Origin of the sequence: Bacillus sp. FSL K6-0069, assembly GCF_038007785.1 — a bacterium.
GTDB classification, from domain to species: Bacteria; Bacillota; Bacilli; order Bacillales; family Bacillaceae_G; genus Bacillus_A; species Bacillus_A mobilis.
This window is the reverse complement of the sequence record NZ_JBBOXN010000001.1, coordinates 2,206,329-2,226,458: the sequence shown is the minus strand read 5'-3', so window position 1 is coordinate 2,226,458 and position 20,130 is coordinate 2,206,329. Positions and strand designations below refer to the sequence as shown.

General features: G+C 32.6%; 23 protein-coding genes. 5 read left to right on the top strand and 18 right to left on the bottom strand.

Going from position 1 to position 20,130, the window contains the following annotated elements; translation table 11 throughout:
- Nucleotides 1–24: 24 nt before the first annotated feature.
- Nucleotides 25–306 (top strand): hypothetical protein, encoded by a 282-nt coding sequence (locus MHB74_RS11415; RefSeq protein ID WP_061679125.1) that lies wholly within the window; start codon nucleotides 25–27, stop codon nucleotides 304–306.
- Nucleotides 307–506: 200 nt separating this feature from the next.
- On the opposite strand, the gene tnpB is transcribed toward MHB74_RS11415, so the two are convergent.
- Nucleotides 507–1,625, bottom strand: coding sequence for an IS200/IS605 family element RNA-guided endonuclease TnpB (tnpB, locus tag MHB74_RS11410; RefSeq protein WP_340844077.1), 1,119 nt, complete (start codon nucleotides 1,623–1,625; stop codon nucleotides 507–509).
- Between the two features lie 457 nt (nucleotides 1,626–2,082).
- Nucleotides 2,083–4,587, bottom strand: a complete 2,505-nt coding sequence (locus MHB74_RS11405; RefSeq protein WP_061679477.1) for a PBP1A family penicillin-binding protein — start codon at nucleotides 4,585–4,587, stop codon at nucleotides 2,083–2,085.
- A gap of 466 nt (nucleotides 4,588–5,053) precedes the next feature.
- Here MHB74_RS11405 and MHB74_RS11400 point away from each other — a divergent pair, with 466 nt between their 5' ends.
- Nucleotides 5,054–5,263 (top strand): KTSC domain-containing protein, encoded by a 210-nt coding sequence (locus MHB74_RS11400; protein WP_061679478.1) that lies wholly within the window; start codon nucleotides 5,054–5,056, stop codon nucleotides 5,261–5,263.
- 67 nt (nucleotides 5,264–5,330) lie between these two features.
- Here MHB74_RS11400 and MHB74_RS11395 read toward each other — a convergent pair whose 3' ends face one another.
- The 4 genes from MHB74_RS11395 to MHB74_RS11380 all read right to left on the bottom strand — a co-directional run bounded on the left by MHB74_RS11395 (nucleotide 5,331) and on the right by MHB74_RS11380 (nucleotide 7,853).
- A complete protein-coding gene (locus MHB74_RS11395) occupies nucleotides 5,331–5,543 on the bottom strand; it encodes a YqaE/Pmp3 family membrane protein (RefSeq protein WP_000990225.1) in 213 nt (70 codons plus the stop codon).
- A 174-nt stretch (nucleotides 5,544–5,717) separates the two neighbouring features.
- Nucleotides 5,718–6,392, bottom strand: coding sequence for a DUF6944 family repetitive protein (locus MHB74_RS11390; protein ID WP_061679479.1), 675 nt, complete (start codon nucleotides 6,390–6,392; stop codon nucleotides 5,718–5,720).
- A gap of 185 nt (nucleotides 6,393–6,577) precedes the next feature.
- On the bottom strand, nucleotides 6,578–7,285 hold the full coding sequence (locus tag MHB74_RS11385) for an SDR family oxidoreductase (RefSeq protein ID WP_061679480.1): 708 nt from the start codon (nucleotides 7,283–7,285) through the stop codon (nucleotides 6,578–6,580).
- A 232-nt stretch (nucleotides 7,286–7,517) separates the two neighbouring features.
- Nucleotides 7,518–7,853, bottom strand: coding sequence for a hypothetical protein (locus tag MHB74_RS11380; protein ID WP_061679481.1), 336 nt, complete (start codon nucleotides 7,851–7,853; stop codon nucleotides 7,518–7,520).
- 209 nt (nucleotides 7,854–8,062) lie between these two features.
- Here MHB74_RS11380 and gerPF point away from each other — a divergent pair, with 209 nt between their 5' ends.
- Complete coding sequence (gene gerPF / locus MHB74_RS11375; protein WP_001141565.1) at nucleotides 8,063–8,278, top strand: spore germination protein GerPF; 216 nt, start codon at nucleotides 8,063–8,065, stop codon at nucleotides 8,276–8,278.
- A gap of 214 nt (nucleotides 8,279–8,492) precedes the next feature.
- Here gerPF and MHB74_RS11370 read toward each other — a convergent pair whose 3' ends face one another.
- The 6 genes from MHB74_RS11370 to MHB74_RS11345 all read right to left on the bottom strand — a co-directional run bounded on the left by MHB74_RS11370 (nucleotide 8,493) and on the right by MHB74_RS11345 (nucleotide 13,886).
- A complete protein-coding gene (locus MHB74_RS11370; protein ID WP_061679482.1) occupies nucleotides 8,493–8,828 on the bottom strand; it encodes a YolD-like family protein in 336 nt (111 codons plus the stop codon).
- Nucleotides 8,829–9,324: 496 nt separating this feature from the next.
- Entirely contained in the window at nucleotides 9,325–9,732 is a 408-nt protein-coding gene (locus MHB74_RS11365; protein ID WP_061679483.1) for a hypothetical protein, read from the bottom strand.
- Nucleotides 9,733–10,005: 273 nt separating this feature from the next.
- Complete coding sequence (locus MHB74_RS11360) at nucleotides 10,006–10,224, bottom strand: hypothetical protein (RefSeq protein ID WP_061679484.1); 219 nt, start codon at nucleotides 10,222–10,224, stop codon at nucleotides 10,006–10,008.
- A 488-nt stretch (nucleotides 10,225–10,712) separates the two neighbouring features.
- Nucleotides 10,713–11,564, bottom strand: coding sequence for a peptidylprolyl isomerase PrsA (locus tag MHB74_RS11355; RefSeq protein WP_061679485.1), 852 nt, complete (start codon nucleotides 11,562–11,564; stop codon nucleotides 10,713–10,715).
- 191 nt (nucleotides 11,565–11,755) lie between these two features.
- Nucleotides 11,756–12,769 (bottom strand): glycoside hydrolase family 25 protein, encoded by a 1,014-nt coding sequence (locus tag MHB74_RS11350; protein WP_061679486.1) that lies wholly within the window; start codon nucleotides 12,767–12,769, stop codon nucleotides 11,756–11,758.
- A gap of 526 nt (nucleotides 12,770–13,295) precedes the next feature.
- Entirely contained in the window at nucleotides 13,296–13,886 is a 591-nt protein-coding gene (locus MHB74_RS11345) for a hypothetical protein (protein ID WP_016717420.1), read from the bottom strand.
- Between the two features lie 275 nt (nucleotides 13,887–14,161).
- Here MHB74_RS11345 and MHB74_RS11340 point away from each other — a divergent pair, with 275 nt between their 5' ends.
- Both MHB74_RS11340 and MHB74_RS11335 read left to right on the top strand, forming a co-directional pair.
- Complete coding sequence (locus MHB74_RS11340; protein ID WP_016717419.1) at nucleotides 14,162–14,356, top strand: hypothetical protein; 195 nt, start codon at nucleotides 14,162–14,164, stop codon at nucleotides 14,354–14,356.
- Between the two features lie 404 nt (nucleotides 14,357–14,760).
- On the top strand, nucleotides 14,761–15,186 hold the full coding sequence (locus MHB74_RS11335) for a GIY-YIG nuclease family protein (RefSeq protein ID WP_016717418.1): 426 nt from the start codon (nucleotides 14,761–14,763) through the stop codon (nucleotides 15,184–15,186).
- Between the two features lie 699 nt (nucleotides 15,187–15,885).
- On the opposite strand, the gene MHB74_RS11330 is transcribed toward MHB74_RS11335, so the two are convergent.
- The 6 genes from MHB74_RS11330 to MHB74_RS11305 all read right to left on the bottom strand — a co-directional run bounded on the left by MHB74_RS11330 (nucleotide 15,886) and on the right by MHB74_RS11305 (nucleotide 20,074).
- On the bottom strand, nucleotides 15,886–16,497 hold the full coding sequence (locus MHB74_RS11330; protein ID WP_061679491.1) for a hypothetical protein: 612 nt from the start codon (nucleotides 16,495–16,497) through the stop codon (nucleotides 15,886–15,888).
- A 106-nt stretch (nucleotides 16,498–16,603) separates the two neighbouring features.
- The gene (locus MHB74_RS11325) at nucleotides 16,604–17,140 is read right to left on the bottom strand and encodes a C1q-like domain-containing protein (RefSeq protein WP_061679487.1); all 537 of its coding nucleotides are present in this window, start codon (nucleotides 17,138–17,140) and stop codon (nucleotides 16,604–16,606) included.
- A gap of 243 nt (nucleotides 17,141–17,383) precedes the next feature.
- Nucleotides 17,384–17,695 carry a hypothetical protein gene (locus tag MHB74_RS11320; RefSeq protein WP_061679488.1) on the bottom strand — a complete coding sequence of 104 codons (312 nt, stop codon included), beginning with the start codon at nucleotides 17,693–17,695 and terminating at the stop codon, nucleotides 17,384–17,386.
- On the bottom strand, nucleotides 17,677–18,699 hold the full coding sequence (locus tag MHB74_RS11315; protein ID WP_061679489.1) for an anti-sigma factor: 1,023 nt from the start codon (nucleotides 18,697–18,699) through the stop codon (nucleotides 17,677–17,679). The genes MHB74_RS11320 and MHB74_RS11315 overlap by 19 nt, the downstream gene beginning before the upstream one ends.
- Nucleotides 18,689–19,189, bottom strand: a complete 501-nt coding sequence (locus MHB74_RS11310; RefSeq protein ID WP_061679490.1) for a sigma-70 family RNA polymerase sigma factor — start codon at nucleotides 19,187–19,189, stop codon at nucleotides 18,689–18,691. Before MHB74_RS11310 ends, MHB74_RS11315 begins: the two co-directional genes overlap by 11 nt.
- A gap of 633 nt (nucleotides 19,190–19,822) precedes the next feature.
- Complete coding sequence (locus tag MHB74_RS11305) at nucleotides 19,823–20,074, bottom strand: DUF3947 family protein (protein WP_061678419.1); 252 nt, start codon at nucleotides 20,072–20,074, stop codon at nucleotides 19,823–19,825.
- Between the last annotated feature and the right edge of the window lie 56 nt (nucleotides 20,075–20,130).

Sequence of the window (20,130 nt, the reverse complement as noted above, 5' to 3'; positions counted from 1 at the left end):
TCACAACTTAGGAGTGATTATTTTATGTGGGTATCTTCAAGAGTAACAGTCGTCGTTCCTTCAACCCCCGAAATACACGTTCCAGCCGTACATACGGCTAGTTCCGATGTAGGAATTGAACTTCCCGCAACTTGGCAACAATATCAAATTCCCGGTCAAGTCACCCCATCATTTTGGCATCATGGCACACATCCAAGTAGTACCACCTTCCATAGCCAAAGTTATCCTCCACTACCTCAGGCTCAAGTTTTTTATCATTTCCCTTCTATTTACTTCCAAAATTTCTACGGTACCTTTAACATCTAAATGCATCATTTTAGCGAAAATAATATGTCAATTTATTTTCAATATACAAAAAGTCGAATTCCTAGTAACCCGGAATTCGACTTTTTATGTAATCTATAAATATAAATACACTGTTATTGAACTACTCACCACTTAACGTCCTTACGGACTGTTTGAAGTGGGAGATTCCTAAGTACAGAAGCCTAGTGGCTTCTAATTCATTAGGCTATCCCCGTAGTTCCTACGGTTAGAAGCCTTAAAGCTTCATTTTTAAGATTGATACTTGCGTTAATATCTCTGTCGTGATGACTATCGCACGCAGGACAATCCCATTCACGAAGATTTAGATTCTTAACGTCTTTATTTTGATACCCACAACAAGAACATAATTGGCTTGAAGCAAATGTTTTAGATACCGGAATGACTTGTTTTCCATACCATTTTGCCTTGTATTCTAGCAACGTTCTAAATTGCGACCAAGATACTTCACTAATCGCTTTTGCTAACTTATGATTTTTTAACATATTCGATACTTGCAAATCTTCTATACCGATAACATCGTGGTTTTTGATGATTTCAGTTGATATTTTGTCCAAGTAATCTTTTCTAGCATTAGCTATATATTCATGAATTCTAGCTACCCTTACTCGTTGTTTATTCCAGCGAGAAGATCCTTTCATTCTTCTAGAAAGAACACGCTGTGCTTTTGCCAACTTCTCTTCCAATGAGCGAAAAAATTTAGGATTTTTATAGGTTGTTCCATCTGACAAAATGGCGAAATCTTTTAACCCTACATCTATTCCAATATAAGAATGTGTTTTCGGAAGTTCTTGCACTTCTGTTTCAACTAACAATGACACAAAGTATCTGCCAGAAGGGTTCCGTCTAACCGTAGCATTTAAAATACGTCCCTTTACTTCACGACTTTTGGCAAATCGAACAAGACCTAGTTTCGGCAATTTCATTTTGTTTCCCACAACAGCAATGTTTTCATTTGTTTGTTTTGTGGTATAAGATTGTACGTTGTTCTTTTTAGATTTGAAACGCGGGGCACTGTTTTGTTTTTTAAAAAAGCGTGTATAAGCATCCGCAAGGTTGCGAACAGACGACTGAATAGCAATACTATCCACTTCTTTTAGCCAAACAAACTCTTTCTTCATGGCAGGAAGTTTGGCAGAGCATATACCATATGTCAAACCTTTTCCTGTTTCTTTGTATGCATTATCCCATAGAGATAGGAAGTGATTGAATACAAAACGAGAACAACCAATCGTTTTATTGATCAGGATCGCTTGTGCTTTATTTGGATAGATACGAAATTTATACGCTTTATTGATCATCCTTCGTTTCACCTCCATTTCGATATATGTCTATTATACACCAAACATACATTCGTTTGATAGTGAAGTGATTATGACAAATTGTCCGGTAACACTTTACATATGTCGAACAATTAAGATAACTTCCTGTCATCTCTTGTTCGAAGCCAATTCATCTCCCACCTAATCGCTGGGCTACGTCCTTCACGCTCCTTAAGGAAGGAGTATTCTTGGCTAAATTGATAAAACTCGTCAACTAATAGTATGGAAACAATTAAAAAACTCTCTCTAGGAGAAAACTATTTAGTGATTTTACATAACAACTATTGATTCCTTCTCCCCTAAAAATGCTTACTATAGTAAATTTCTGTAGTAAAGTGCTAAAGAATATTTTGACTTTCTAATTTAAACGAAAAAAGCACTTAAGAATGTAATTTTTACAAATCTTAAGTGCTTTTTAATTTTTTATAAAATCTTCTTATTGCCCATTATTAGCAGGAGCTTCTCCTGCATTCCCGCCAGTATCTGGTTGTGTGGTCGCTGGTGGAGTTGTATTCCCTTGACCTCCCCCATTATTTGCTGGAGGTGTCGTATTTCCTTGGCTTCCTCCATTATTTGCTGGAGGTGTCGTATTTCCTTGGCCTCCTCCGTTATTTGCTGGAGGTGTTGTATTTCCTTGGCCTCCTCCATTATTTGCTGGAGGTGTTGTATTTCCTTGGCCTCCTCCGTTATTTGCTGGAGGTGTTGTATTTCCTTGGCCATTTCCTTCATTTTGTTTCTTTTGTTCTTCTTGTTTCTTTTGCTCTTCTAGTTTCTTTTGTTCTTCTTGCTTCTTCAGTTCCTCTTGTTGCTTTTGTTCTTCTTGTTTTTTAAGCTCTTCTTGTTTCTTTAATTCTTCTTGCTTTTTCTCTTCTTCAGTTTTTTGCTGTTGATCTTGTTTAGGTTGTTCCGTTGTATCCGGTACGCTCGTATTTGGAGAAGAATCACGTTTTTCCCCTTTTATACGCAGCTCACTACCTTCTTGAATTACACTACTTGGCATTTTAAATCTTGATTTATCTGTAGCCATCTCGCTCATCATTTCTTTAAAGATCAACTGTGCAATTTTCGTATTTTTACTACTAATATACTCGTCTTTACCATCTTTCATATACCCAGTCCATACTGCCATCGTATATTGCGGCGTATAACCTGCAAACCAACTATCACGAGTAGCACTTTCTGGAATGTTATATTGAGCTAATTGTTTTGAAGCATAGTTTGTTGTACCTGTTTTTCCAGCTACATCTAAAGAACTTATATTTGCCGCTGTACCAGTACCTGATGTCACTACTGAACGAAGCATATCAGTAATCATATATGCTGTAGAGTCAGCTATAACTTGTTTTGGTTTTTGCTCAAAACTTTGTGACTTGCCGTCTGGATAAACTACTTTCTTAACAAAATGCGGTTTTGCATACTTTCCACCATTACCAAATGTCGCATAAGCACCCGCCATTTCAGTTGGTGATACTTCATTTGTACCAATAGCTGTAGATTCTGCCGGCGGTTTATTAAATGTAATACCTAATTTCTCAGAGAATTCCTTTGATTTATTCAGTCCTACTTCTTTTGCAGTTTTAACTGCTGGAACGTTACGTGACATTTTTAATGCTTCACGCATAGTAATTGGACCTAAATGACTTCTATCCGCATTTCGAAGTTCTTGTCCAGTTGAATATTTAAATGGAGAATCATCAATTTGATGATACGTAGCCCATTTTAAGTATTCAATAGCAGGGCCGTAATCAAAGATTGGCTTCATAGTTGAACCAGCTGCACGGTCTAAATCAATTGCCATATTATGACCTTTAAATACTGCTTTATTTTCACCACGCCCACTACCTATAGCACGAACTTCACCTGTTTTCGTATCCATAAATGTGAAAGCACCTTGGAATTTATCATTTGGATAATTAATAATATTTTCATTTAAAATCTTATCCGCAAATTCCTGTGCTTTCGGGTCTAATGTTGTATAGATCTCTAAACCATCTGATCCAATATTGACATCTGGTATTTCCTTTTCTACTTCTTTCACTACTGCATCCATAAATGCAGTATGTGGCATTGCTTGAAGTTCCGTTGCTGTCTTAAGTCCCTTTGTCACTTCAACTTTCGAAGCTTCTTCCATTTCTGCCTTCGTAATATAGCCATGTCGATTCATTAATCCTAGTACAACATTTCTTCTTTCTGTTGCCCTTTGAATATTTTCCGTTTTTGTTGGATCGTAGTTATTAGGTGCTTTCGGCAAACCTGCAAGCATCGCAACTTCTGGTAATGTTAACTCTTTTAATTCTTTACCATAGTAGTTTTGTGCCGCAGTTGCGATTCCATATGAACGGTTTCCTAAATTAATTTTATTTAAATACATTTCTAAAATTTCATGTTTTGAATACTGTTGTTCTAGCTTATACGCTAAATATACTTCTTGAACTTTACGTTTTGATGTTTTTTCCATCGATAAGAAGTAGTTTTTAATAACCTGTTGTGTTATTGTACTTCCACCTTGTGAGCCGTAATCTCCTTTAAGACTCACTAACACAGCACGGGCAGTACCTTTAAAGTCTACTCCACTATGCTCATAAAAGCGTGCATCCTCTGTTGCTAAAAATGCATTTTCTACTAATTTAGGTATTTGATCATACGTAACATTCGTCCGTTTCTCTTTCCCGTATTCATATACCAAATCGCCATTTTTATCATAAATTTTTGAGGATAACGGATTAACAAGTTTTGCTTTCTCAAGTTTTGGTGCGTCCTTAATCATTACGAAGAAGGTAGCAACCCCCGCCACTAAACCAACAATACCAAGTAATAAACAAGTAATTAAAAACTTACGAAAAAATGATGTTTTACCTTTTGGTTTTTGTTTTTTAGAAGCTGGCTGATTTTTCTTTTTAACTTGTCGTCGTTCCTCTCGAGAACGATAATTTTCTGACATGTTACTTTCTCCTGCCTTTCAATTCTCCCGTTGATTTACTTAAAAATATTGAGGTCACTTTCTAAACTGAATTTAATTAAGAAAGTATATTGACCTGGAGCATTCAATATTTTCCTAATTCACAGATTATAAATTTTAGAATACTTCTTATACAAACTATTTTCACTTCTATTTTTCCTAATAATGCTGCCCCTTTAAGCATAGAATGTAAAAAGTGAATTTTTCATACCTCGTATAAATAATATACCTTTTTTTCAAATGGTCAATATTTTCTTATTTATAAATCAAAGGTGAAATAAAAATAGCACAACGATATGTACTTCGTGTGAACTTCCTTATAATTACGTATAACGAACATTTAATATATTGCATATAAGTATAATACCTCTTTAATTATATGGATTTCAACACCAGAACCCCAATATCTACAAGAAATTATTAAAAATGAGAAGTAAGGAGTTGCGTAATGATGAAGCTATCTCCCGTGAGTTCAAAAAGTATAGTTGCTGTTGGCTATAATCCTTTGTCTATGATTTTACGCATTCAATTAAAGATTGGAATGTATGATTTCTTTAACGTGCCTGAAAACATTTACACCGGTTTATTAAGCGCACAATCTAAAACTAATTATCACAATACTTATATTAAAAATTCTTACCGCTATACTAAAATTTAAACTTGAACAGAATGAAAAAAAGAAAGGCGGTAGTCCCCCTTTCTTTTGAAATTATTTCCCGACTCAGCTAGCGTCTATCCCTCTTATTCATTTCACCATATGCTCGAATTTGTTTTTTCAAACGCCGATCTGCTTTTTTATCATGTACAACTAGTATCGCATGTATAACTCCTGGAACCCAAAATATTAATGTTAATATGAAGTTAATTATCGCTTGAAATGGTTTGCCGCAAAATAATACGGCTACAGGTGGAAGAAGAATTGCCAATAAATACATCATCTCTTGAAAACTCCTTGTTTTGTATTTTTTATCTCTCTTCATACACTAATAAAACCAATTATCTTTGTATTTCATCTAATAACTGTTCTACTGTTATATATTCTATTCCAATGCAAAAAAACCTACTATTTCAACTTTTCTACTTATGTAAAATTGAAATTTTACATACCTCCTTTACATGAATAATTTCATACTTTTACTTTTTTCTAATCTTTCTTCTTTCTCTATGATAGTTAATCCAATCGCAGAAATAGCAGTTCCTATCGCTTGTATCCAAATACCAATGAGTGCTATTATCTTCTCATTCTTCTTATCAACCATACTGTCTTCATGTTCTATTTCGTTCTTTGATACATTAATAATACCTTGATACGCTTGAAGTCCAGCACCTAAACTTTGCAAAGAATTGCCTAGTATTATAATTCTTTGTATCGCTTTCATTTGAAGCAAAGCTGCTTCGACTCCTAAAAAAGCTCCTATCGATTGTAAACTGTTCCCGACAATAATGAGATAATCATTCTCTTTCAATTGTTCATTTATATTAAAATATGTTCCTATTACATTGGATATATTCCCTAACGCTAATAACTCAATGCCCATTTTATCGAGCATTTCACTTTTATTCTCCAAACATATATTTTGATTTTCTTTTTCGCCTTCCTCTTCGGTATCATTACTCGCTATAATTTGTAATATATACCCGAGGGCTTGTAACGAGCTTCCTACAATTACAAGATCTGATTCAACTTTCTCTTCTCCAATAAATCCTCTTGTCGCCCCAATAGCCGCCGTAAGATTTCCACCTACTTGATACCATGCTCCCGTCACTTTTAAACCGCTTGGATTCATTCTTATCACCTATTTAGAAATTTTCTATCGCTTTCGAAATACATAAATGACATCCTCTTTCTCATATTTATTTTCCACATGTAATTTTGTGCATTCTATAATGTGTTAAAAATACAAAAAAGCACCTTTAAGGTACTTTTTATACAAAGTGTGTATCACTGAAAATATGCTAATTCAATGTATATTTACATACATTCTGGGCATGTCAATGAAGATCCATTTTTATCTATTGTTATATTTAATATATATTTAATCGCATTACGTGACCACATTTCAGGTGTGGGTGATTCATTTACATACTGTGATGCACATGAATACAGCATTGGAGTGCTAATGCTCCCACCTGGATCTAAAGCAACAACAGCCATACCAGTTGGTAACTCAAGTGCCATAGATTTCGTGATACCTTCAATTGCAAACTTTGAGGCACAATATGGCGCCAGCTCAGCTTCTCCCTCCCGGCCCCAACTAGAACTCATATTAATAATCATTCCTTCTTTCCTAGCTACCATCGCTGGGACAAATGCCCTAATTACATTTACTACACCATTTACGTTTACATTCATTACATTTTCGAATTCTTGAGCTGTTACTTTCCACAGTGGCGCATTTTTATTAACAATCGATGCATTATTTATTAATAAATCAGGTGCTCTATGTCTATGCAATATATAATTTGCCCAACTACTTACTTGCTGGAAGTCTGAAACATCAATTATTTGAAAATCATGTATATTACCGTAATATTTTTTCAATTCTTCAATTTTATCTTTTGAACGCCCACAGCCATATATAGTCCATCCCAATTCATGAAATCGATCAACCATTGCACGACCTAACCCTTGCGTCACTCCTGTAATCATTACAATTTTCCCAATTTCGTTTCGCTTCAAATATCTCTCCTCCTTTACAACATTTTACACTCTTCCTTTTCATTCGGCCATTTACTAAAGTATCAACTCATTTCATTCTTTAGTAGGAGTTTTTATGTAAACAAAAAGAGTAACCGTAACAGTTACTCATGCTTATATATCAAAAACATCATTATTTATTTCGTTATTGCTTTTATATTTCAGCTTCTTTTCCCCGCATTTCTTACACCGATACTTATAAGCTACACCTAGATTATCTACTTTTGTTTAAATTCTCAATCTCATTTTGCAACTTTTTGAATTGTTCAAAATGCATAGTGATAGATTGACTATTGCCATAATCAATACTATGCTTCACAAATAAAACACCAGTGTCATGAAAAATTGCTTCCAGTTCTTTTCTGATGGATACTTTCATTATATGTGCTGTTTTAATAGCCGATAAAATTGCAATTTCATTAAACTTTAATTTTATTTCATTTGGACAAAATGCTTCTTCAACCAATATAACTTCATTGCTATAAATAAGTGCAACAAGATTACTTGATTTTGCATCTGTTAAATCTACTTTTTTTATAACATTATTCATTACATTTTGCCTCCTTTGATTTCGTATATATTAATTATACAATTGTTTTTTAAAATTAATCGACCTTACATTAATTTTAACATACTTTTATTGTAGGATTAAGCTACACTTCAAACGTTTTACTATTCCACAATTTTTGTTACATGAACCATTTGGACTATAAGGCCATATAGTAGTATTAACAAATGATTGTAAAGCGGGTGAAAACTATGCCCTCAGTTGTAGGGAATTTAGTTGTACAAAATAGTAACGGTTCATTTAATTTAGGCGATTTCTACAACGTTTCTCCGAAAGAAAATACTAAGGCTTATAATGGATCTGGTGCTTCAAACGTTGGGTTTGTTGTTAATACTTTTAATGGTGTGAGTGCGACTAATACGTTTGATTCTGACCTTGCAGATCAAAACCAAGTAGGTACAGCGTAGTCCTATTTTTTCATCGTACTGTTTAGGAATGTTAAATTTGTCTATACTATAATCAGGCTGTTACACAGCTATTATTGATTTTTGGAGTACCCTATCTTTTTCTCCCTTTCCCTGGGGCTTAGCAGCTAGTATGAAGCTAGCTGCTTTTTCGTTTCATTTTTTCTGTTCCTCATCTAACAAAAATAAAAAGCTAAAATTTAAATTTCAGCTTCCTTTACGTTATTTCAATAATATCTGTAGTATTAAATACGTAAGTTTTATAAAATGCGTCCGTACATATTACAATGCGCTTTAGCGGGTTTATATGCACAACTGTCATATAACTTGTAAGTATGTAGCCATCTTCAAAATATGTCACCAATATTTCTTTCTCAGACAATAATGACGTTAATAATTTATCAGAAATTCTCTCTTTTGCATCTTTTGTTAAAAGCGGCTTTTGTACTTTAAACTTCTCTCCAACAATCTTTCGCGTACTTAATAACTGTTCCGACATTACTGTAAATGGAACCCATTCTCTTTCTGCTTTCTGCACCTTTACATCATTCATTTCTTTATCTCCTTGATCATTTATCCATTTTATTTCACATATATTGTTACTCAATTATTTTTTCATAATGATAGGCTCATATTTCCCAAGCATTAACAAGTAGTAAAGCACCCACCTTAAAATCCTCATATGTGATGTATATAAGTCGAAAATCAATCGCCCGTAGACGTCGAATTGATGAAAGCTAATAATCAATAGACGATAAGCACCTTACTGATTAATGTTTCACTTTATTTCTAATTCATATATTATCTGCATTCAAAAGAACACTCGTTCTAATTATACACGAACATACATTCTTTTGAGAAGAGATATAATTATATTTTTAACAAAATATAATTCAAATCATTTTCTTATACATTTATCCATCATTGATTTTCTTCTTCATCAAATGAGTTTTTCACTTCCTATTTAATAGACAGTTAACATATTTACTAAAAAAAGCGACTTCATACAAAATGAAGTCGCTTTTTTCTAATAACGTATATTTCTATATTTATTTTTCTATCCTGACAAGTGTTCTTTCTGGAATCAAAATTTCATCAATTTTAAAATGATTTATTTTTAATTTAAATTCCCCTACTCGTTCCTTATCTTCATCACCAACCCAACAACTGAATAATTCAAAATAGTCACCTTCTTTTAAATATCCATCCATAATCGAACATAAAGCTAATAGCTTTTTTTTAGCTTCTTTCTTCTCCTTTTCAGTTTGCCACTCATTAAGTTCAATGCCCCAACTCGTTGAAACTTCATACGTGTAACTTGTTTGGAATTGAAACTCTTGTATAATTTCAAGCATACTTTCATCTGAAAAACACGATCCAAAGACAATTACATCATTAGAATCTGGATCCGTTAACGGAATTTCTACATTGCAACCTATATAACTTGCTAAACTCATTTTTACTCCTCCAATTTTCGTATACAAAATACTTCATATGAACATTTATCTACTCAAATATAAAATCCCTGCCTAAACGAAAAAGTTTTAATTTTTCAAGTTTATTAACCAACTATAAATGAAAGCATATATTATAAAGAACGAACTCACAAAATTTAGGGAATTTATAACCGACTACAATTCGTTCCTTATGAATTTCCATGAAAAGAGAGCAATGTAAACACTCTCTTTTCGTACATACTGTATAAAACTATTAATAATTGGTCCTAATTATTAAATATATTTTGGTTGTACTATTATATGTAACTCCCTCTCTGTTTCTGCTTTTTTTGGATTGCGAAAATACTCTAATTCGTATTTTAATACTTCATACTCAACCATCCCAATTTTAATCCCTTTCGTTTCCTTTAAAATAGCTAATAAGTTACTTATATCTTCATCATATGATTCAAAAACCTTCCCTCCACCTTCTCTTTGAAAAATTACTTTCATATTTTCTCCTCCTACATAATATATTGATCTATTAAATCATTTGTTTAAAGTATTCTTTTTTTATCCTAAAAATTTCATACTAAAAAAGAACATCCTTTTTTAGTAGAATGCTCTGCTTTTCACTTCATTTCGCATCAATATTTTCCAATAATATTGTATGTTTCATTCTGCAAATTATGCTTATCCACTTCAATAAAATAAAATTTAAATCAATTAGGATTTTGTTCATTCTCGACTAATAATTAGCCTACAAATAGTGGGAGGAAATTGTTAAATTTACTTTATATTTAATGACATTAAACAAAAGGAACATTATAATATCAACATTCTTTGAAGCATTAATCATTCCAACTTAAATTAATTACATAAATCCCCATTGTAATTCTTAATATTTAAATGTAATATTATATTGTCTTACTATCTATTTATAACTCACACACTAATTAGAAAAGGGAACCTATATAGGTTCCCTTTTCTAATTACAATCATTATTTCTTTTCTAGAAATTCAAATGTATTTTTAAAGTCTTTATCATTCACCTTAATATCAGCATCTTTCAATAAATCATTGACTACTTGTTGTTTCCATTTACCTGTCGTATCTTGTAGTCTTTGCTGTTCTATATCTTTACGAATTTGATCTTTTACTTCATCAAATGGTTTCAATTCTTTTTTATCTGTCACTTTAATAATATGGTACCCGTAAGTTGTTTTTACCGGCTCACTTACTTGTCCTGCATCTAATTTATATGCAGCTTCCTCAAATTCTTTCACCGTTTGCCCTGGAGCAAAACCAGTTATTTCTCCGCCTTGTTCTTTTGAACCAGTATCCTCCGAATATTGCTTCGCTAAAGCTGCAAAATCTTCACCATTATTTACTTTCTCTTTCACTTCTTTAGCAGTCTTTTCATCTTTCACTAAAATGTGACTTACTTTCATTTCTGGTTTATAGTTTTCTTTTACATCTTTTTCTGTAACAGTCGCTTTAATCGCTTTCTCAAATGCAATTTCTGGCTTCATTTTTTCTTTTAATTCATCTTCGTTCTTCAATCCAACTTGCTCTAAAGTCGATTTGAAGTTGTCGCCCATTTTATCTTTTGCTTCTTCTACTTGTTTTTTTGCTTCCTCATCTGAAACTTTATATTTATCTAGCAATGCCTTACTTAACACCATTTGGTATAAAGTACTTTCCCCATATTTTTGTCTTAATTCTTTACTTAACTCTTTCTCTGTAACATTTCCTACTTTTGATGTTACTACGTTGTCTGAGGAACCACATGCAGATAATGCCAGTACTACACATGAAATAATTGTTCCTACAAATAGCTTTTTCTTTTTCAATTCAAAATACCTCACTTTTATTATTATATAAGGATAACTATACAATGTACTTGTGTTAACAATGTGTTTTCCACATGTAATTCATTTCATTTGATTGAACTATGGATCTTGTTCTTTTTTCAATAATTAAAGGCCATCTTACTATGTATCAGCAAGATAACCCTTTACGTATTCCTAAAACATTTGTTTACTTATAAGTGCTTAATATTTAAATGTTCTTCCAATATCCAATTATTTTGCCCGATATCTACCGCATTTTTCGCCCTGTCCCACACACGAAAAGATTTTGACCCATCAATATTTCCTTTATAGTTTATACATTCAGGCTCTGCATAGTAGTTAACCCCATACCCAACGGGATATTTTGAAGATGCATAAAACCATTTCACATCAAAATGTTTTACATATACCCACTGTTTATCATTGCCTAAGCAAATCATATTTTTATCTGTCTCTTCCCAATAACCACGTATGACTACATATGGCGTTTTTTGAGTGATTGTACCTGTAAACTGAGGATTCGCAGGATTTTCATATACATTTATGCCATATCCATCATCATATTTTGAAACTGCAATACCAATACCATTTGGTTGCTGCGTATCCTCCTTGTCAGATAGAATAGATTGATTTACTTCATCTGAGCCTATAAACCAAGAAAGCGACTTATTTCCTATTAATTGATTCAAATCGCATTTCCCAATACCAGGAACATATCCTGAATCAGTATATTGCCAAATATCACACGGATATGCTGGCTTATTCCCTCCATAACGAGGAATCCACACAAAATCAACTTCAATATTACGTGATCCAAATGATACATACGTGTGGTGCCCCACATATAGCCCTACTTTTTTCACACCTAAACGGCGTAATTCATCTATAAACGCCTGTATCCCTCCTTGCATATCCATCATCGTTTGAATTTCTGCGTCCACTACCCAAAACTTAGCAGATTTATCTCCGCGATTCCAAAAATCTTGTGCCTCTTTCCTTGCATCAGCAATAGAAATGAAGCGACAAAATGCATAATTACCAAATGGAATACTGCGTTTCTTCATTTCATTCACATAATTTTGATACATAAAATCTACCATATTCGACCCATCTTGAACTCTAGCAATAACTAAATCTAGCTGAGATGCTGCAATATCCCAATTAATCGTTCCATTCCATTTTGAAATATCGATAATATACCCCAATACAATTCATCCCCTTTTTATTATCATATTCAAAGCTTGTCTTATTGAAAGCTCCTTATGCCTAATACTAGCTTTCTATAATATAAATAAGGAGAATCTATATTATTTTTCAAAAACGTATAATCTTTTAATTAAACCTCCACTAATTTTATTTATTTTTCATTCCGTCCATTCACAAATTCTAAATATGCACTATCATCTATTAGTAAATAATATCAATTCATTAACCTTTCATTAGCGCTATTATTAGAAACGTTTTCATTATTAAAACTCATCGATATTAATCTTCTTTAGGCTAATAAACATATGTATGACAGCTAACTTTCTGTGTTTCTTACGGTTACTCTATATTAATGAAAATAATTTATCTTTCATTTCTTATATATTTTCACATGAAACATACTATCTTTATACGCTATATATTTATCAGTGGAAATTTCAGTCACCATCCGCAATTAGCTAGACACTGTATCGTTAATGCATACAAAAAAGACATTTTCTATTAAAGAAAATGTCTACTTACAATCTAGTAAAACAGTTTTGGTGTTAAATCTGTATTTTGTAATTGTTCACTCTCACCGCTCGGAACACAGCTTGTGGAGAATAAAATTGGGATATCACAAATGTCATCGTTCATTACATCATGAAATACATTTGCAGCAACACCAGTAAATGTTTGACATAAATTTGAAATATCATCATTAAAAAATTGAATCACTTGCGCAGCAAAAACTGGAAAGACAACATTTGATCCACCAGGGAGCTGCGGCTGTACAACAACTTGTTCAAAATAAGGATTATTTTCTAACGCCACTTGAAATAAATGAGCAATTTCAAATGCATCTAGTGGACATGGAAGTGGATTTACAATGTTATTTTCATTATTCGTTACAATAACTGTTACACTTACATTCCCAAATTCAACAAAAGATTTTAGAAGCGTTGCTAACGCTATCGCTTTTTCATTACTTAACGCATGCACTAAAATAATATAATTCCCGCCAACTGGAATTAGCGGGCCAACTGAAATAGTTGGATCAGCACCAATTGAATTTTTTAACTCATTGAAATATGTGATCCACGGTGGTGAAAGCTGAGCTTGTACATTTTCTTGCACTCTTTCATTACCTCCTAATACAATTCTTACTATTATAATATGTATCAAAGAAAAAAGTGTATTAGATAAATTACTTATTTTTTACTTTTACCTATTATATCGATTAAACATTTTATAAAACATTCTCAGTTTCCAGTGCATTTTCCACATTCTTACCACGCCATAAAGCTCCATATCATTATCAACTCAACTAAAATTTCATATTATATTAATACACCTTTATAATCTGAACGAAAAAGCGCAGTATATGATACTGCAGATGAGGAGCTGATTTTATGAAAAAAAAACCTATCGTGGTCAAAGTTCCACCAAATTCAAAGCTGAAAATTACATTTTTCGGTCCTTGTAACGAGGTAATTACAAATGTTTCTATAATTAATCAACTTTCCACACCTAAGTGCCAAACTATTACGCAATATCCAAACTATAAAAAATACGAAACTGAAGTGCGATCTTTATCAAATTGTTAATCCATTCAATCTACAATTTGGTTAGCTAAACGACTTCGGTAAAAGACTAAAATTACTCATTTCATGATATTCCATTGATAATCTATTGATTTTTCACACGTTTTTATTAACCGAGCATATATTATCGTATGGAGATTATCCACTCATAAAACCTATCTTTCTTTAGAGCGTACTTTTTATGTATGCTCTTTTTTTATTTATCCCTCATCCTGTACATATAAGCTTGTTCACTTTTATATTTCATAAGTGGTAAACCCATCTGCTACTTATAAGCAATCTAATCAAGGTGTAACAATCCTCCTTTATTTATTATATGTTCACTATAATCCTTGCATTTTCTTTCGATTTTTGAGAAATTGAAAGAAAATGTTTTATTTTAATATCTTGATAAAAGAGGCTAATGTATGACTGTTGTACATATTAGGTGGTCTAAACTTTATAATTTATCTGAAATCAATCATTATGAAGAAGCTTTTTCAAAAGGTATATATGCAATTTATAGAGTGTATCGTGGAAAGGAAAAATTACTATACATCGGAAAAACAAAAAGAAGTTTTTCGAAACGATTACATGAACATTACAAAGATTGGATTCATGGAGCAAGAGGAATTCATGTGAGGCTAGGGATTTTAGAATTTCCTAATGGAGGTAAGTATTCTGAGCAAAAATTATCCGATGTAGAGGCACTTTTAATTTCTTGGCATACACCGCTAGAAAACACCCAATGTACGAATTACTATATAGGAAGAGAAAACTTAGAAGTTATCAGCTTTGGACAAAGAGGATTAATTGATAAAAAAATAACTACTCAGAACTATGAATGGGCGTGAACTCAGATCATAAATTAGTTTAATAGGGTTTGACACTCTCCCCTTAAAGTCCGCTATAGTTTTTAACGTATCACAAGGGAATATAATGACGCCATTCAGAAAAGAGCTTGATAGCTAGATCGAGCTCTTTTTCTTTTAAAATATCCTCTGTTAAATTCGCGTATTCATTCATTTAAAATATTTTCCTTCTTAATTGACCATAAATATATTAAAATCTTTATATAATTAAGGAGGTCAAACATGTTCAAGTTGCATCCGATTCTACTCATCTTAGGATTTATTTTATTTTTATATAGTGTAATCACCTTAATGTTATTCCTTTCCATTCAATAACAATACCTACAAAAACTTATGTTAAATATGTAATTTCTATATAGTTAAGAAAAAGCCCGTAATTATACGGACTTTTATGTATTTATAAATTAAGATGTCTTTTCTATTCCATACGACGACTAGCAAATGTAATGCCAGAGAACTTTTACAACCATGTTACTCGTTTCGTTGTAGGCTTTTTATTGCCTGCACTATTACTCATAATAAGATAGCACTTTTAGCCTTACATCCTAGCATGCAAAATTCTCTTGAAACAAACTATATTAAGCCTATTTACTTATATATTTTAGAAAAACAATAATAATCCCCCCACCATTTGGTAAAGGGGATTAACTAAACATGCTGAAAAATATTTTATTCTATTCGTTATTTAATTGGCGAAGGGAATCTTGCAGCTTCAAAATGAACCGTATTCAAACCATTAACATTTTGAACAATTACTCCAGCAACACTACTCTCAGCAAAAATTTCAACTGAATCTCCTGCTTCTAATTGTAGAATAGACGTTACTGAAACATCATTATTAAAAAATACCCCGGTCCCAAAGAAATCATTATCTATTGCTATTGCTGGATTTCCATTCACACGAATTTCAACTCTAGCTCTGTAATTTACATTAAAATCATTTGGAGAGAATGTTATATTTCCTAATACACTATATACACCTTTCGTCTTCGGAATAAAAATAGATGTTGCTGGGTTATATTCATTTGCTAGATCAAACTGTTCATTTTGAAATAATACTTTAACTGAAGTATTTTCAGGAACAGGTTGATTCATTGTATTAACAGCTCTAAATGCAGACGCTCTTACAAGCTTTTCTTTTTTATCATCACAACAATTCACTTTTACATACTTTCTATCACATTGACTATTTTTTCTGAAGCAATCATGACTTTTCTCTTTGTAACCTTTACAATACTTGCAGTAATAATAAGACGTAGTAAGTCCCCCTTTAAACTTATTATTACATACTATGAAATATAGATTAGAATAGATTGGACAAACTGCTACTATTTTCAATTGAATAAAATATCCCCACCATTTTGGTGAGGATTACCCTTTATCTTCTGTATACTCGACTTTATTTAATTGGCGAAGGGAATCTTGCAGCTTCAAAATGTGAGCCGTCTTCTGAAGTACTTAAAACTCCGTCTATGCTACTTTGTGCATAAACCTCAACTTGATCTCCTTCATTCAATTGAATAATCGTCGAAACACTTACTACATTTCCAAAACTTATTGGACCGAAAAAATCATTATCTATAGCGATTGCTGCGTTTCCATTCACACGAATTTCTACACGAGCTCTATAATTTAAGTTAAAATCGTTTGGAAAGAAACCAATCGTTCCAATAATTGAGTAAACCCCTCTAGTCTTCGGAATAAAAGTAGACGTTGCCGGATTATACTCATTTGCTAAATCAAATTGTTCATCTTGGAACAATACCTTTACAAAAGTATTGGCAGGAACCGTTTGATCCACCGTATTTCTAGCTCTAAATGCTGATGCCCTTATAAGCATGTCCTTGTTGTTATTACACTTACTCGTGTTCTTACAACAATCATGCTGTTTCTTTTTATACTCTTTACAAAACTTACAGTAGTTATAGCAAGACATACTAGTTCCCCTTTCATGCTTATTCCTACATATTATGTAAGAGGGACTTGTAATGTTTGGACGAGCTATTATTTTAGTACTATACTTGCCACCTATTTTATGTGTACGTGAGCGAAAAAGATATCAATAATAACACAACCTAGATGTATAGTGCACTCCATTCAAATTTGATAGATTCTTCTCTTATTTATTTTACTTTCAATATAAAAAAGAGCGAATCTACATTCGCTCTTTCCCACATATTTATGGCCCAAAACTTATCATCCAACCTAACATAAATCCAAAGAAAGCAAACAGCAGCATAAAAACAAATAAACTACAAGCCCACAATGCATATTTTCGACTTTTTCTTTTTGTGATCATACCTACAACTGAGCACACCACTCCAATACCAACTATTTGTAGAAAACCTTTACCTATAAATGTTTCTTGAATAAGCAATATAATGTTCAAATACATTAGAGCTAAAAAGGCAATAATTAATGAAATAGTCCCCATCCACGATTCTTGTTTATACATATGATTCTTTCTTTTTTTTAAGAATGCCAATTCCATAACCTCGCTTCACCTACTTTCAATTTTCTAACTTTTTCGTGGCTCATTAATTTTTCAACTTCTCCTTTAGGTCCAGTTACAACTGCCCCATAAGTTTTCACCCCATTTTTTTCAAGGAAAGAAATTCGCTTTGACAACTCTAATACTTTCGCTCTAGATAGCTTCACTGCTAAATTTTCATGCTTCTGTAATGACTTTAAAACAGTAATAAATTGTTCCTCATGAGGTGAATCACTTTCAAAAGCACCACTTGGACTTGCAATCATATCTGCTGGGAAGCCAATCGGGGCTACATACATACCCTCATCATTCGTTTGCTTCTCCTCTAATCCTGTATTAACGGCATACCAAACGATATCAATAGTAGGAAACATATCTGTTACTTCTTGTACACTTAATAATTCCCTAAAAGATACAAATGCTTCTACAACAGACTCTTGTGGAAGACCCTTTAATACCTGTGCTTCTTCGCTACTATTATAGGACGCATTATAATTATTAGGATGAGACAATACTTCGTTATCTATATACGGGATTTCTGGAATTTTTTCATCTGTTGTATATTCACGGCTTACTTTCGTTGCTGTACTTAATAAATAATCTGTTTTCTCTTCTCCTATTCGAATATCTTTCTTCCCTATCCTTTTATACAAATCAAAATGCAATTGTAAACTAAGTGGTAACAACGTTTGCTCCATGTCCCTATCTTTCAAAAATACATTTGGTTCTGTTACACTTAACGTTTGATTTACTACATTCCGTATCTCCATCGCGTTTGTAGGTGCCAATGTATAATATAAAAGTGTAAATACATATAAAATAGGTTGAATGAGTAATAAAAAAGTAAATACAATTAAAACATTTGTAATACGCGCTCTTTTTTTACCTATTTTCAACACTTGCTCTTGTTTTCCATCAGGTAGTGAAGCCGGTCTTTGCTGAAGAGCTTCTTGTAACAATTCTTTATAATCATCTTGTTCAGAATGAGGTTTATCATTTGTCATTTTGACTCTTTTCCTCCTTTAACAATTCTTTTAATCTCTTTCTCCCGCGAAATATGTGACTTTTATACGTGTTTAACTTTAAATCTAATACAGATGCACCCTCTTCGTACGTTAATTGATGTACGTCACATAATAAAATAACTTGCGCCTCCACCATCGGTAAAGTATGAATAATCTGAATTAATTTTTCATAACTATTTTTTGCGATCACATACTCTTCTGTGGATTCCCCTACTTGTATTGTCTCTAATTCCTCCATTCCTACAAAGGTTACTTTTTTCTCTTTCCTAACAAAATCAATAAACGTATGATATGCCACTTTAAATAGCCATGATTTTACCTTTTGGTTTTCATAGTCTTCTAAATAAAGATACGCCCTATAAAAAGTCTCCTGCATCAAGTCCTCTGCTACGTGATGGCTACGAGAAAGGGAAAATAAATACCGGTACACATCGTTTATATAAACCTTATATATTTCTTCAATCTCCATCCCCCCTCCTCCTTTCATATATAACACGAATAAAGAAATTAAAAAGTTGCATTATTTTTTCTTTTTTATTAATAAAAAAGAAATTTTATACATTTCAATAACTATTTACAATTATAAACAAAATATAAGATATTATGGCTGTAAATATCTTTAAAAACCAGCCAAAAAACGATTCAGCTGTTCTCTTAATCTTGTAATTTGATAGTCATAGGACAATCATACTGTATGATATAACCACAGATAGAACTTCGTTGTTGAATCTTAACCTGGTTCGCGTAAATAAACCTTCATGTTTCCTTTCATGCAAAGCCACTAGTCATCATTTGTCATGATTAGATAATTCCCATTCTTTTTTTAATCGATATCTTCTCATCAAAAAAACTCCACTTGTATTATGTACGGAGATTATCTCATCGGTTATTTACAAATTGTAGGTAAGGACTATTTGACGCTTATACATACACAATTTCATCCCCCTCAATTGTCCCCGCCATTTACGGGCAATAAGACTCACACCTCAAAATTCGGCACTTGCAAGAAAGTTAGGCGGGAACCGCGCTGCTCATAAAATTCGATTGGTGAGGGCTAATAACCGATTTTGGATGCCCGCCCCATACTGATTGAACTTTCCATTTATAAATTAAATACAGTTCCATATGGGATAGTAAGAAAAGAACTTCCATACGGTGTAATAGGTTGCACTGGATAAAAATATTCCATGGATGAATAATATGGCTGGATACTTTGTTGCTGCATTTGCATTTGTTGTTGCATTTGTAACGCTTGTTGAACAGCTTGAACTGTACTTTGTGCTCCACTAAACGTTATTGATGTACCATACGCTGGGCGTATACCAGCTTGAGAAACATAATATGAATAAAACATTCTCCCCACTCATTTCCATTTCATTTATTAAAAACTGTTAAGCTACTTTACTTTCG